At 73.8% G+C, this 12,646-nt stretch carries 16 protein-coding genes; 12 read left to right on the top strand and 4 right to left on the bottom strand.

What is annotated here, in order from left to right; all coding sequences use genetic code 11:
* Positions 1-52 precede the first annotated feature (52 nt).
* The 3 genes from pstC to pstB are packed head-to-tail and all read left to right on the top strand — an operon-like array spanning position 53 to position 2,755.
* On the top strand, positions 53-1,030 hold the full coding sequence (pstC, locus tag BCAV_RS17240) for a phosphate ABC transporter permease subunit PstC (protein WP_015883904.1): 978 nt from the start codon (positions 53-55) through the stop codon (positions 1,028-1,030).
* Entirely contained in the window at positions 1,030-1,959 is a 930-nt protein-coding gene (gene pstA / locus BCAV_RS17235; RefSeq protein WP_015883903.1) for a phosphate ABC transporter permease PstA, read from the top strand. The genes pstC and pstA overlap by 1 nt, the downstream gene beginning before the upstream one ends.
* 16 nt (positions 1,960-1,975) lie before the next feature.
* Complete coding sequence (pstB, locus tag BCAV_RS17230; RefSeq protein WP_015883902.1) at positions 1,976-2,755, top strand: phosphate ABC transporter ATP-binding protein PstB; 780 nt, start codon at positions 1,976-1,978, stop codon at positions 2,753-2,755.
* 89 nt (positions 2,756-2,844) lie between these two features.
* Here pstB and BCAV_RS17225 read toward each other — a convergent pair whose 3' ends face one another.
* The 4 genes from BCAV_RS17225 to BCAV_RS17210 all read right to left on the bottom strand — a co-directional run bounded on the left by BCAV_RS17225 (position 2,845) and on the right by BCAV_RS17210 (position 6,064).
* A complete protein-coding gene (locus tag BCAV_RS17225; RefSeq protein ID WP_015883901.1) occupies positions 2,845-3,297 on the bottom strand; it encodes a septum formation family protein in 453 nt (150 codons plus the stop codon).
* A gap of 143 nt (positions 3,298-3,440) precedes the next feature.
* Positions 3,441-4,454 carry an inorganic phosphate transporter gene (locus BCAV_RS17220; RefSeq protein WP_015883900.1) on the bottom strand — a complete coding sequence of 338 codons (1,014 nt, stop codon included), beginning with the start codon at positions 4,452-4,454 and terminating at the stop codon, positions 3,441-3,443.
* Between the two features lie 4 nt (positions 4,455-4,458).
* Positions 4,459-5,091 carry a DUF47 domain-containing protein gene (locus BCAV_RS17215; RefSeq protein ID WP_015883899.1) on the bottom strand — a complete coding sequence of 211 codons (633 nt, stop codon included), beginning with the start codon at positions 5,089-5,091 and terminating at the stop codon, positions 4,459-4,461.
* Positions 5,092-5,341: 250 nt separating this feature from the next.
* Positions 5,342-6,064, bottom strand: coding sequence for a winged helix-turn-helix transcriptional regulator (locus tag BCAV_RS17210; RefSeq protein WP_015883898.1), 723 nt, complete (start codon positions 6,062-6,064; stop codon positions 5,342-5,344).
* 125 nt (positions 6,065-6,189) lie between these two features.
* On the opposite strand from BCAV_RS17210, the gene BCAV_RS23025 reads away from it, so the two are divergent.
* From BCAV_RS23025 to dtd, 9 genes are all read left to right on the top strand, one after another.
* Complete coding sequence (locus BCAV_RS23025; RefSeq protein ID WP_015883897.1) at positions 6,190-6,927, top strand: hypothetical protein; 738 nt, start codon at positions 6,190-6,192, stop codon at positions 6,925-6,927.
* Positions 6,928-7,069: 142 nt separating this feature from the next.
* Positions 7,070-7,705 carry a nitrobindin family protein gene (locus BCAV_RS17200; RefSeq protein ID WP_015883895.1) on the top strand — a complete coding sequence of 212 codons (636 nt, stop codon included), beginning with the start codon at positions 7,070-7,072 and terminating at the stop codon, positions 7,703-7,705.
* 16 nt (positions 7,706-7,721) lie between these two features.
* On the top strand, positions 7,722-8,912 hold the full coding sequence (gene ygfZ, locus BCAV_RS17195; protein ID WP_015883894.1) for a CAF17-like 4Fe-4S cluster assembly/insertion protein YgfZ: 1,191 nt from the start codon (positions 7,722-7,724) through the stop codon (positions 8,910-8,912).
* 23 nt (positions 8,913-8,935) lie between these two features.
* A complete protein-coding gene (locus BCAV_RS17190; RefSeq protein ID WP_015883893.1) occupies positions 8,936-10,075 on the top strand; it encodes an FUSC family protein in 1,140 nt (379 codons plus the stop codon).
* Positions 10,076-10,112: 37 nt separating this feature from the next.
* Positions 10,113-10,367: a type II toxin-antitoxin system Phd/YefM family antitoxin gene (locus tag BCAV_RS17185; protein WP_015883892.1), complete on the top strand. Its 255-nt coding sequence runs from the start codon at positions 10,113-10,115 to the stop codon at positions 10,365-10,367.
* A 13-nt stretch (positions 10,368-10,380) separates the two neighbouring features.
* Positions 10,381-10,800 carry a type II toxin-antitoxin system VapC family toxin gene (locus BCAV_RS17180; protein WP_015883891.1) on the top strand — a complete coding sequence of 140 codons (420 nt, stop codon included), beginning with the start codon at positions 10,381-10,383 and terminating at the stop codon, positions 10,798-10,800.
* 21 nt (positions 10,801-10,821) lie between these two features.
* Positions 10,822-11,154 (top strand): DUF2516 family protein, encoded by a 333-nt coding sequence (locus BCAV_RS17175; protein ID WP_015883890.1) that lies wholly within the window; start codon positions 10,822-10,824, stop codon positions 11,152-11,154.
* Positions 11,155-11,161: 7 nt separating this feature from the next.
* On the top strand, positions 11,162-12,136 hold the full coding sequence (locus tag BCAV_RS17170; RefSeq protein ID WP_015883889.1) for an asparaginase: 975 nt from the start codon (positions 11,162-11,164) through the stop codon (positions 12,134-12,136).
* On the top strand, positions 12,133-12,558 hold the full coding sequence (dtd, locus tag BCAV_RS17165; RefSeq protein ID WP_015883888.1) for a D-aminoacyl-tRNA deacylase: 426 nt from the start codon (positions 12,133-12,135) through the stop codon (positions 12,556-12,558). Before BCAV_RS17170 ends, dtd begins: the two co-directional genes overlap by 4 nt.
* The last annotated feature ends 88 nt before the right edge of the window (positions 12,559-12,646 follow it).

Here is a 12,646-nt window from a genome sequence, read left to right as displayed (position 1 = left end):
GCCCGCGCGGAGGGGTGTCCACCGAGAACCACCGCAGCGAACGGAGCCGGCAGTGGCTGTGACCTCCCCGCCCGAGACGGCGCCGCCCAGCGAGCCGCGTCCGGGCCGCCATCCCGGGCGCGTCGGCAACCGCGTGTTCGCCGGCCTGTCCACGGGCGCCGGCGTGCTCATCCTCGTGACGCTGGCCGCGGTGGCGGCCTTCCTGCTCGTCCAGGCGTGGCCGGCGATCTCCGCGTCCCAGGCCGACCTCGAGGGCGTCTCCTTCTTCCGCGGCTCCTCGCTGCTCGGGTACCTCGGGCCGCTCGTCTTCGGGACGGTCCTCTCGAGCGTGCTCGCCCTGATCATCGCGGTGCCGCTCAGCGTCGGGATCGCGCTGTTCATCACGCAGTACGCCCCGCGCCGCCTCGCGCAGGGGATGGGCTACCTCATCGACCTGCTCGCGGCGATCCCCAGCGTCATCTTCGGCCTCTGGGGCACGTTCTGGCTGCTCCCGGTGCTCGACCCGGTGTTCCGGTGGCTCACGGACACGCTCGGGTTCATCCCGCTCTTCGAGGGCTACACGGCCCCGGCGCGGAACATCGCGTCGGCGTCGGTGGTGCTCGCCGTGATGATCCTGCCGATCATCACGGCCGTCTCGCGCGAGGTCTTCCTCCAGACGCCGCCGCTGCACACGGAGGCGGCCCTGGCGCTCGGGTCCACGCGCTGGGAGATGATCCGGATGGCCGTGCTGCCGTTCGGCCGGTCCGGCGTCATCAGCGCCTCGATGCTCGGCCTGGGGCGCGCCCTGGGCGAGACGATGGCCGTGCTGATGGTCCTGTCGCCCGGGTACCTGTTCTCCTTCTACCTGCTCCAGCCGGGCCAGCACCAGAGCATCGCCGCCAACATCGCCGCGCAGTTCCCGGAGGCGCACGGCCTCGCGACGAACGTGCTGATCGCGACGGGGCTCGGCCTGTTCGTCATCACGCTGGGGGTCAACATGCTCGCGCGCTGGATCATCGCGCGCCGGGCCGAGTTCTCGGGAGCGAACTGATGGCCACGCAGACGACCGCGCCCGCGCGGGGCGCCTCGCAGCCCCGCGGCAACGCTCCGGCCCCTGGCGTCGGACGACTGAGCCTGCGCCGCCGCCTCACGAACCACGCGATGACCATCTTCGTCACGCTCGCGTTCCTCATCGCTCTCGTCCCGCTCGTCTCCCTGCTGTGGACCGCCGTCTCGAACGGGCTGCGGTCGTTCAGCTGGGAGTTCCTGACGACGGACATGACCGGCGTGTTCGGCGACATGACGTCGGGCGGTGCGAGGCACGCGATCATCGGCACGCTGCTCATCACGCTGGCGGCCACCATCATCTCCGTGCCGATCGGGCTCCTCGCAGCCGTCTACCTCGTCGAGTACGGGCGCGGCCCCCTGGCCCGGGCGCTGACGTTCTTCGTCGACGTCATGACGGGCATCCCGTCGATCGTGGCCGGCCTGTTCGCGTTCGCGCTGTTCACCCTGCTGCTCGGCCCGGCCTACCGGGCGGGCATCATGGGTGCCGCCGCCCTCGCCGTCCTCATGATCCCCGTCGTCGTCCGCTCGACGGAGGAGATGCTGCGCCTCGTCCCGAACGAGCTGCGGGAGGCCTCCTACGCGCTCGGCGTGCCGAAGTGGCGCACGATCGTCAAGGTCGTGCTCCGGACGTCGCTGCCCGGCATCGTCACCGGCGTCATGCTCTCGATCGCCCGCATCATCGGCGAGACGGCGCCCCTGCTGCTCACCGTCGGTCTGGTCACGATGGTCAACACGAACCTGTTCGAGGGCCGGATGGCCACCCTGCCCGTGTTCGCCTACCGCCAGTACCAGCAGGGCGGGACGGGGATCGACCGCGCCTGGGCAGCCGCCCTCACGCTCATCCTCATCGTCATGGCCCTCAACCTGATCGCCCGCCTCATCAGCCGTCGGTTCTCGACGGCGTCGCGCTGAAGAAGAAGGAACCCGTATGTCCAAGCGCATCGACGTCAGTGACCTCAACGTCTACTACGGCGACTTCCGCGCCGTCGAGGGCGTCACGATGGCCATCGAGCCGCGCACCGTGACGGCGCTCATCGGGCCGTCCGGCTGCGGCAAGTCGACGTTCCTGCGGACGCTCAACCGCATGCACGAGGTGATCCCCGGCGCCCGCGTGGAGGGCAAGGCCGTGATGGACGGGCTCGACCTGTACGGCCCGGGCGTCGACCCCGTGGAGGTGCGCCGGCAGGTCGGCATGGTGTTCCAGCGCCCGAACCCGTTCCCCACGATGTCGATCTCGGAGAACGTGCTGGCCGGCGTGCGGCTGAACAACCGCCGCCTGTCGAAGCCGGACGCCGCCGAGCTCGTGGAGCGGTCGCTGCGCGGCGCGAACCTGTGGAACGAGGTCAAGGACCGTCTCGACAAGCCGGGCTCGTCGCTGTCCGGCGGCCAGCAGCAGCGGCTGTGCATCGCGCGCGCGATCGCCGTCGAGCCGCAGGTCCTCCTCATGGACGAGCCGTGCTCGGCGCTCGACCCGATCTCCACGCTCGCCATCGAGGACCTCATGGCCGAGCTCAAGAAGAGCTACACGATCGTCATCGTGACGCACAACATGCAGCAGGCGGCGCGGGTCTCCGACCGGACCGGCTTCTTCACGATCGACGGCGCCGGCCGCCCGGGCCATCTCGTCGAGATGGACGACACCGCCACGATGTTCTCCTCACCCAGCCAGAAGGCCACGGAGGACTACATCTCCGGCCGCTTCGGCTGAGCGCCCGGGCGCTCGCGGCCCGTGAGAGTACGACGGCGGGGTCCCCACCTGGGTGGGGACCCCGCCGTCGTACGTGGTGCGTCAGCCGCTCAGCGGTTCGCGCCCTCGAGCGAGCCGGTCGTCGTCTCGCCGTCGAGCACGAGGATGCAGATGACCTCGCGGTCGTTGTTGTCGTTCCAGGTGTCCTCGTTCGGCGGCACGAAGTTCGCGTAGATCTCGGAGTCGGCGTACGCGACGCCGACGTAGTCGGTGAACGCGTCGCCGGTGCACTGCGCCTCGGCCTCGGTCGAGATGGCGTCGTCACCGGGGAAGTCGCCGTCGGGCATCTCGAACTTGTAGAAGACCTCCGCGTCGTGCTCCTCGGAGCAGTCGACCGTCGGGAACTCCGTGAACTGGGTGTTGAGGTCGTCGGCGTTCGTGCAGTCGCCGACCTCTGCGGTGGGCACGGAGCCTCCGAGCATCCCGCACGCGGACATCGCAGCGATCGTTCCAGCGGCGGCGACGGTGGCTCCGACCAGGCGGCCGAGTCGTCGGGTGTTCATGGAGCTCCTCGAGTTCGTGGGGCGGCACGCGCTGTGCCGAGAGAAACGTAGCGGAGGAAGGGCCGGGTGCTCACCCCCAGAACGGCTTCGCGGCAGGGGAGTTCTCCCCATCGCCGAGCGTTCGCCCGGGTGTCAGGCGGCGTTCAGAGGAGCACCAGGCTCAGCAGGAAGTACGTGAGCGCGGCGACGGCGGCGGCGGCCGGGATGGTGAGGACCCACGCCGTCGCGATGTTGCCGGCCACGCCCCAGCGCACCGCGGAGACCCGCTTCGTGGCCCCGACGCCCATGATCGCCGAGGTGATCGTGTGCGTCGTCGAGATCGGCGCGTGCAGCCAGAACGCCGTCGTGTAGAGCACGCCCGCGGCCACGGACTCGGCCACGAACCCGCGGGCCGGGTCGAGCTCGATGATGCGCCGACCGAGCGTGCGCATGATGCGCCAGCCGCCCGAGTACGTGCCGGCACTGATCGCCGCCGCGGCCGCCAGCTTCACCCACAGGGGGATGCCGTCCTCGCGCTCCGCCCAGCCCGCCGTGAGCAGCGCGAGGAAGATCACGCCCATCGTCTTCTGCGCGTCCTGCAGCCCGTGCCCGAGGGCCATCGCGGCGGCGGAGACAGTCTGCGCCGCACGGAAGCGCCGGAACGTCTTCGCCGGCGCGGAGTTCCGGAAGAGCCACAGCACGCCGACCATGAGCAGGAACGCGAGCGAGAAGCCGACGAGCGGGGAGAAGATCATCGGCAGGACGACCTTGTCGACGACGGCGTCCCACTTCACCATGAAGCTCCCGGCGATCCCCGCACCCACCAGGCCGCCGATGAGGGCGTGCGTCGACGACGACGGCAGGCCGCGCCACCAGGTGATGAGGTTCCACACGATCGCGCCGATGAGGGCCGCGAGGATCGCGACGAGCGCCACGTGGGCGTGCTCCGAGTCGCTGAGGTCGAACGCGACGATCTGCGTGGCGATGGTCTCCGCGACCTCGGTGCCGAGGAGCGCCCCGATGAAGTTCATCGCCGCGGCCATGATGAGAGCCGCGCGCGGCGTCAGGGCCCGGGTCGACACGGACGTCGCGATGGCGTTCGCGGCGTCGTGGAAGCCGTTGGTGTAGTCGAACGCCAGGGCGAGCGCGACCACGAGGACGACGAGCGCGATCTCCACGCGGTCAGGCTTCCTTGAGAGCGATCGTCTCGACGGTGTTCGCCACCTTCTCGAACGCATCGGCCGCGGACTCGAGGACGTCGATGACCTCCTTGAGCTTCATGATCGCCAGCGGGTCGGTGCCCGCCGGCGTCTTCCCCTCGTAGATGCCGGCCAGCAGCTTGCGGTAGGCGCGGTCGGCCTCGTTCTCGAGGCGGTTCACCTCGACCCAGTAGTCGCTGAGGTCCTGCATCGACCGCAGGCGCGGCATCGCCAGGGCGGTCAGCTCGGCGCACCGCTGCAGCACGCCGACCTGGCGCACGACCTGCTTCGGGAGGTCCCCGAGCTGGTACAGGACGATGAGGTCGCCGGCCTCCTCCATCTCGTCCATGCAGTCGTCGAGGCTCGACGCGAGCTCGTAGATGTCGTCCCGGTCGAACGGCGTCACGAACGTCTGGTTGAGCCGCCGCATGATCGTGTGCGTGGCCTCGTCGGCGTCGTGCTCGGCGTCGCGGAGGCGGCCCGCGATCGTGGGGCGCTCCTCCGGGTCGGCGCCGACGATCTGTGCCAGCAGGTCCGCACCGGTCACCAGGTACTGCGCCTGGCCGGCGAAGAGGTCGAAGAACGTCGCATCGCGGGGCGTGAGTCGCAGGCGCACTGTCGGGGGCTTTCGCGTCGGGGACGGGACGGGAGGGTCGTCTGTCACGTCAGAGGTGACGCCGGACCGCAGAGCGCCTCTCGGCGCGTGGCCGCTCGAAGCGGCTGTATGTGGAGCCCGGGGCTACCGCGGCCCGACGTCGCTGCACACTGTACCCGCGAACGACCCTCGGGCGACGGCGAGCCGTCGGGGAGGTTGCCGGGGTCTGTCCGGACGCCGTCGGCCGGTCCCTCGCAGCCCGGGCAGCGGATCAGGCGGCCGGTCCGTCGGACGCCGGCGGCGGCTCCGCGACGCGCCGCTCCCGGGGAGGGTCGAACCGGTAGCCGACGTTGCGCACCGTGCCGATGAGCTGCTCGTGCTCGGTGCCGAGCTTCGCGCGCAGCCGCCGCACGTGGACGTCCACGGTGCGCGTGCCCCCGTAGTAGTCGTACCCCCACACCTCCTGCAGGAGCTGCGCCCGGGTGAACACCCGGCCGGGATGCTGCACGAGGTACTTCAGGAGCTCGAACTCCTTGTACGTGAGGTCGAGGGGCCGGCCCCGCAGCCGGACCGTGTACCCGCTGGGGTCGATCATCAGCTCGCCGGCCTCGATCTCGGTCGGCTCGTCCGCCCCACGCTGCGTGGCGCCGCGCTCCGCGAGCAGGCGGAGCCGGGTCGTGAGCTCGGCCGGACCCGCCGTGTCGAGGATGATGTCGTCCGTGCCCCAGTCAGCCGTCACCACCGTCAGCCCGCCCTCGGTCAGCACGAGGAGCAGCGGCACGGCCAGGCCCGTCGAGCGGAGCAGGCGGCACGTGGTGCGCGCGGTGACGAGGTCCCGCCGCGCGTCGAGCAGCACGACGTCGGCGTCCGGGGCGTCGAGGAGAGCGGAGGGTTCGACGGGCAGGACGCGGATGCGGTGGTTGAGCAGCGACAGGGCGGGCAGGACCTGGGCGGAGCCTCCCGGCTCGGACGTGAGCAGCAACAGGTCCGCCACCTGGGACTCCTTCCGACCGTCGGCTTACTGTATTGCAGTGCCGGGGCCGGAACGTCACCGCCTGCCCGGCCCCGTGGGCGGCCGCGGGCGACCGACGATTCGACCGACCACACGAAGGAGCGCGCGTGTCCGCTCTCATGGGTAGCTCTACGCGCGCGGTGCTGACCTCGCTGGCGGCGACCGGGCTCGCCGTGGCCGCGTACCTGAGCTGGCCGGGCTTCGTCGCGGCCGCCGGGGCGGCCACGCTGATCTTCGCCGTGGGCTGGGCGATGCTGCTCGGCCTGCCCGCGGCGCGGGGCACGATCGTGGTGCTGGTCGGCGCGACGCTCGCCGCGTTCGGCGCGGTGCTGGTCGGGGGCGACCTGCGCTACCTCGCCGTCGTCATGGCGCTCGGGGTGGGTGCGGCGTTCGTGCACGAGCTCGCGCGCCGCGACGGCCGCCCACGCCTCGTGGAGTCGCTCGCCGGCACCGTGACCGGGCTCGCCGTCGTGTGCTCGGGAGCGGGCTGGGCGGCGCTCGGCCCGGGAGTCATCGAGGTCGCGCTGGTGCTGTGCGCGGCCATCGCGCTGGCCGCCGCGTCGGCCTGCACGGCGATCCGGCTCGGGCCGTGGCGGGAGGCGCTCATCACGATGGGCGTGACGACGGTCGTGGGCGCGGTCGCCGGGCTGGCCCTCCTGACGTCGATCGGCGCCCTGACCGGCGCGCTCGTCGGGCTCGCGACGGGCACGCTCACCGCGGCGCTGCACATCCTGCTCGGGCGGTACCCGACCGCGGGGCGTTTCCCCGCCGGCCTGGCGGCGGCGATGCTGCCGATCGTCGTCGTCGGGATCCCGGTGTACGTCGTCGACCGGCTCTTCCTGTAGGTCTCGGGGCGCCGGCACGGCCGGTACGATCGACGCATGCTCGAGGCCGTGTTCACCGCCCTGGTCATCGCGGTCGGCGTCGGCTCCGCGTGGTTCGCGGGGTACGTCGTCTACCGCCTGCTCAAGGGCCAGCGCTGAGGACATGACGTTCGCCATCCCGGACGACCTCGCCCCCGAGGTCTACCCGCTCGCGTGGCTGCTGGGACGCTGGCGCGGGCCGGGATTCCTCGCCTACCCGGACATCCCGGAGCGGCCGGTCGTCGTCGAGACGGAGTTCACGCACGACGGCGGCCCGTACCTCGCGTACGCGTCGACCACCTGGCTGCTCGACGGCGAGCTCGCGGGGCTCGACCGGCCGTTCGACCCCGAGGCGCTCGCCGCCGGCCAGCTGTGGGCGGCCGAGTCGGGCTACTGGCGGCCGGTGGTGGGCGGCCCGCGGCGGAGCGCGTTCGGCGTGGTCCAGGAGGGTTCCGACACGAGGACCGAACCCGGCGGCGCGGAGCCAGATCCCGCGGGGCGGCGTGCCCCGTCGACCGAGGTCGAGGTGCTGCTCGCGGAGCCGAGCGGGCACGTCAGCGTGTTCGTGGGCTCGGTCCGCGGCCCGCGCATCGACCTCGCCACCGACCTCGTCGCCCGCACCTCGACCGCGGCCGAGGTCACGGCCGCCACCCGGATGTACGGCCTGGTCCAGGGCGACCTCATGTGGGCCACCGACCTCGCCGCGTTCGGGCACGAGATGCAGTCCTACTCCTCGGGGCGCCTCGCCCGGATGGCCTGACGTGCCCCAGGAGGGAATGCCTGACCCCGGCGTCGGGGTTGGCACTGTCGTGGACACTTCTGCGCGCACCTCGGACGCCCCGCCCGCAGCGACGCGGCGGCCGGTGCTGACCGCCCCCGGCGCCGTGGCGGCGGGCGGCCCGGACGCGGGCGTCGCCGCCCACTACGGGGAGCCCTACGCGGAGCAGCGCGCCCTCGCGGCCGGCCGCGCCGTCGTCGACCTCTCGCACCTCGGTGTCGTGACGGTGGCCGGCGTCGACCGGCTCACGTGGCTCGACACGCTGAGCTCCGCCTGGCTGCGCGACCTCGCCCCCGGCGTCGGCGCCGAGCTCCTGCTGCTCGATCCGCACGGCCACGTGGAGCACGCCGCGGCGGTGGTCGACGACGGCGCGACCACCTGGCTCGTCACGGAGGCGGACGACGCCGCGCCGCTCGCCGCCTTCCTCGACTCCATGCGCTTCACGCTCCGCGTCGAGGTGGCCGTCCGGGACGACGTCGCCGTGCTGGGCGCGGTCGGCGACGCCGCGCGGAAGATCGCGTCTGCGGCGCAGGAGCGCGGCGCCCTGCTCGGCGTCTGGCGCGACCCGTGGCCCGCCGTCGTCGCCGGCGGCACCCGCTACTCGGCCGAGAGCCACCCCGGCGAGGCGTTCGCCGGTGCGTACGTCCTCGTGCCGTGGGAGACGGCGAACGAGGTCGTCGACGGCGCGCGGCAGGCGGGGGAGCTGCGGCTCGCCGGGGCGTGGGCGTGGGAGGCGCTCCGCGTGGAGGCGCGCCGGCCCCGGTTCGCCCGCGAGGTCGACGAGCGGTCCATCCCGCACGAGCTCGACTGGCTGCGCACCGCCGTCCATCTCGACAAGGGGTGCTACCGCGGCCAGGAGACGGTCGCGCGGGTGTTCAACATGGGCCGCCCGCCGCGGCGCCTCGTGCTGCTGCACCTCGACGGGTCCGAGGACGTGCTGCCCGAGCCGGGCACGGAGGTGCTGGCCGAGGGGCGGCCCGTCGGCACCCTGACGTCGGTCGTGCGCCACCACGAGCTCGGCCCGATCGGGCTCGCCGTCGTCAAGCGGTCGCTCCCGCTCGAGACCGAGCTCGTCGTCGGGGGCGTGGCCGCCTCCCAGGAGGAGGTCGTCGGCACGGACGGCATCGCCGTCGGCCGCCCGGCCCCGCGCGAGAGCACGCTGCCGCCGTTGCGGCGCCGCGTCATCTGACACCCCGCGGCTAGTCTGCGGGCATGCCCGGCCGGCTGCGAGCGTGGCGCGTCGCGGCGCGCTCCCGGACCCGCCAGGGTGTCGTGCGGGTCCGGACGGCGTTCGTGCCCGTGCTCTGGGCGTCGCTGGCCGCCGGCGTCGCTGTCGCGATCGCGTACGTCGGGCTCGGCCACACCTACCCGTTCTTCGCGGCGATCGCGGCGTGGGTCTGCCTCGGCTTCAGCCCGGACGTGCAGCCGCGGCGGGTCGGCGAGCTCGCGCTGGGCGTCTCGCTCGGCGTCGGCCTCGGGGAGCTGTTCGCCCATCTGTTCGGCACCGGACCGGTGCAGATCGCCGTCGTCCTCTTCCTGGCCGCGCTCGTGGCGCGGTTCCTCGACGCCGGGCAGATGTTCACGACCCAGTCGGGCGTCCAGGCGATCGTCGTCGTGGGGCTGCCGGCGATCGCCGTCTCGTCCGGGCCGGTCGGGCGTTGGACCGACGCCCTCATCGGCGGCGGGGTGGCGCTGCTGTTCTCGGCGTTCCTGCCGGGCGACCCGCGCACGCGCCCGCGCGCGCTCGGCCGTGAGGTGCTGCTCGAGCTCGCCGACGTGCTCGGCGCGCTCACCGAGGGCCTGCGGCTCGGCGACGCGCACCGGATCGAGGACGCCCTCGTCGCGGCGCGCGGGACCCAGACCCCGATCGACTCCTGGCGCGGGGCCGTGACGTCGGCCCAGCAGACGACACGCATCTCGCCCGCCTGGCGGCGTCGGGCCGGCGAGATCGCGGAGCTCGACCGCGCGTGCACGCTCGCCGACCGAGCGATCCGCAACGCCCGCGTGCTCGCCCGCCGCGCCGCCGTGGCCGTGCGCGACGGCTTCGACCCGGGTCCCGTCCCGGCCCAGACGCACGCGCTGTCCGTCGCCGCCCGGGAGCTGGCGCAGGCGGTGGGGAGCGGGAGCGACGCCGCGGCCGCACGGTCGGCGCTCGCCGATGTCGCCGCCCACCTGCGCCCGGAGGACTTCGAGGGATGGCGCCAGCAGTCGCTCGTCATCCTCATGAGGTCCCTCACCACCGACCTCCTGCAGCTCACCGGGATGCCGTACGCCCAGGCGCGCGCCACCTTCCCCGGCGGCCCGGGTGACGACGGCGCCGCGCCACCGCCGTCGTCGTCGCCCGCTGTGTGACGTACCACGCCGAGACGTGCGGATGTACGGTGGGGCGATGGACGTGCCGGTGAGCACCCTCAGGGCCGAGCTGAAGCACTGGATCGCGCTGGCCGGGGAGGGGGAGGACGTGGTCATCACCGAGCGGGGGGTGCCGGTCGCCAGGCTGACGCCCGTCGCGGGCGCGGATCTCATCGCCGACCTGGAGCGCGACGGCCTGCTCGCCGCCCCCACCACGCCGCGGCCACGGGTCGAGGCGCGCCCGGCCGGCCCGGCCGGCGTCTCCGGGCTGGTCCGCCGGCTGCGGCGCTGAACGGCGACCGCTCATGGCGACAGTGGTCATGGACACGAGCGCGCTGCTGCGACTCGTGCACCCCGAACCGGGTCACGACCTCGTCTGCGCACTCTGGAACCGCGCCGACTCCGTGGTCGCGTCCCGCCTCGCCGACGCCGAGCTCCGGGCGGTCCTCGAGGCAGGGCGCCGCACCGGGCACCTCAGCGAGGCAGCCCGGGACGCCGCGCTCGAGCGCTGGGCGGAGTGCCGCGACTCGGTGCGCGTCGTCGAGGTGACCCCCGAGCTGGCCGACACCGCCGGCGACCTGGCCCTGCGGCACGGGATCCGCGCGGGCGACGCCGTCGTCCTCGCCGGCGCGCTGCTGCTCGCGCCGGTCGACCCCGTGCTGGCGGTCTGGGACGGCCGGCTCGCCGACGCCGCCCGGTCCGAGGGGCTGCGCGTCCTGCCCTGATCGGCCCGTACGCTGGGCCGCATGAGCTTCGTCGGGTCGATCCAGGTCTATCTCTTCCTCGCGATCGCACTCGTCGGGCTCGGGCTCGAGGTGTGGGCTCTCGTCGACGCCGCGCGGCACAAGAGCGGCACGTACACCGCCGCCGGGAAGCTCACCAAGGGCAAGTGGGTGGCGATCCTCGTGGCCGCCGTGGTCATCGGGTTCCTCGGGATCCCCGCCCCGATCGGCGTCGGTCTCCCGATCATCCTCACGCTCGCGGCCATCGTGCCCGCCGGCGTGTACCTTGCCGACGTCCGCCCGGCTCTGCGGCAGTACGGCGGCGGTGGCGGCCGTCGTCCGCCGCGCGGCTGGTGAGGCGGCGGTGACGGGGGTGTTCGACGGCGCGGCGCTGCTCGCCCGCGTCGTGCGCGGCGGGGTCGGCGCCTCGTACGTCGAGTCCGAGCACCGCGGGCACGTGGTCGTCGTCGACGCCGCGGGCAGGGTCCTGGAGCGGCGGGGAGAGCCGGACGCGGACGTGCTCCCGCGGTCCAGCCTCAAGCCGGTGCAGGCCGTCGCGATGCTGCGCGCCGGCGTGGCGCTGACGACGCCGCAGCTGGCGCTCGCGACGGCGTCGCACGCCGGCGAGCCGCGGCACCTGGACGTCGCCCGCTCCACGCTGGAGGGCGCCGGGCTCGGCCCGGCCGACCTCCAGACGCCGCCGTCGCTGCCCGGGAGCACGGCGAGCCTGCCGGCGTGGTTCGCCGCCGGGCGCGGGCCCGAGCCGATCGCACACACGTGCTCCGGCAAGCATGCGGCGATGCTCGCGACCTGCGTCGCCGCCGGGTGGCCGACCGCGACGTACCGCGACCCGGGTCACCCGCTGCAGGCGGCGATCCGCGAGTCCCTGGGCGATCTCCTGGGTGAGGACCCGCGCGGCGTCGCCGTGGACGGGTGCGGCGCCCCCGCGTTCGTGGCGTCGCTGACGGGCCTCGCGCGGGCGTTCGCACGGCTCGCGGTCGCCCCGGCCGGCACGCCGGAGGCGGCCGTCGCGGCGGCGATGCGGGCCGAGCCGTGGCTCGTCGCCGGGACGGGGCGGCTCGCCACGTCGATCATGACGGCGGTGCCCGGGGCGATCGCGAAGGACGGCGCCGACGGCGTGCTGGCCGTGGCGCTCCCCGACGGCACCGCCGTAGCCGTCAAGGCCGCCGACGGCGCGATGCGCCCGTGCGCCCCGGCCGTCGCCGCGGCGCTGCGCTCGGTCGGCGCCCAGGTTCCGACGGAGTGGGCCGACGCGCCGGTCCTCGGCCGCGGCGGGCGCGTGGGCAGCGTCCTGGCCTGGGACGAACAGCTCCCGTGAGGGTCGTGCTGCAGCGGGTCTCGCGGGCCCGGGTCCTCGTGGACGGGCAGGTCGTGGGCGAGGTGAGCGGCGAGGGACTCGTCGCCTTCGTGGGCGTGACGCCGGGCGACGGCGCGGGCGAGGTGGCGCTCCTCGCGCGCAAGATCGCGGAGCTGCGCGTCCTCCGCGACGAGCGGTCGGTGCTCGACGCCGGTGCGGGCGTGCTCGTCGTCAGCCAGTTCACGTTGTACGCCGACACCCGCAAGGGCCGTCGGCCGACGTGGAGCGCCGCGGCGCCCCGGCCGGTGGCCGAGCCGGTGGTGGACGCCCTGGTGGAGGCGCTCCGGGAACGGGGAGTCGTCGTCGCGACCGGCGTGTTCGGCGCGGACATGGCCGTCGAGCTCACGAACGACGGGCCGGTGACGATCCTCCTCGAGGCCTGACGGTCCCCCGGACCCCTCCCGGGGGGGTTGAAAGTGCCGCGTAACCGCGCCTCGGCACGGTGGACCCGGCGCCGGCCAGCGACGCCCG

It is taken from the genome of Beutenbergia cavernae DSM 12333 (assembly GCF_000023105.1).
Classification (GTDB): domain Bacteria; phylum Actinomycetota; class Actinomycetes; order Actinomycetales; family Beutenbergiaceae; genus Beutenbergia; species Beutenbergia cavernae.
Note: the sequence above shows the minus strand (reverse complement) of the source record. Positions and strands in the feature narration are given on the sequence as shown.

Bases quoted from the DNA above. Each gene is read 5' to 3' on its own strand.
- BCAV_RS17225 (WP_015883901.1), bottom strand. From the start codon at position 3,297: ATGAACACCCGACGACTCGGCCGCCTGGTCGGAGCCACCGTCGCCGCC.
- ygfZ (WP_015883894.1), top strand. From the start codon at position 7,722: ATGCCTGACCCCGGCGTCGGGGTTGGCACTGTCGTGGACACTTCTGCG.
- BCAV_RS17175 (WP_015883890.1), top strand. From the start codon at position 10,822: ATGAGCTTCGTCGGGTCGATCCAGGTCTATCTCTTCCTCGCGATCGCA.
- pstB (WP_015883902.1), top strand. From the start codon at position 1,976: ATGTCCAAGCGCATCGACGTCAGTGACCTCAACGTCTACTACGGCGAC.
- BCAV_RS17180 (WP_015883891.1), top strand. From the start codon at position 10,381: ATGGCGACAGTGGTCATGGACACGAGCGCGCTGCTGCGACTCGTGCAC.
- BCAV_RS17185 (WP_015883892.1), top strand. From the start codon at position 10,113: ATGGACGTGCCGGTGAGCACCCTCAGGGCCGAGCTGAAGCACTGGATC.
- pstA (WP_015883903.1), top strand. From the start codon at position 1,030: ATGGCCACGCAGACGACCGCGCCCGCGCGGGGCGCCTCGCAGCCCCGC.
- BCAV_RS17190 (WP_015883893.1), top strand. From the start codon at position 8,936: ATGCCCGGCCGGCTGCGAGCGTGGCGCGTCGCGGCGCGCTCCCGGACC.
- BCAV_RS17200 (WP_015883895.1), top strand. From the start codon at position 7,070: ATGACGTTCGCCATCCCGGACGACCTCGCCCCCGAGGTCTACCCGCTC.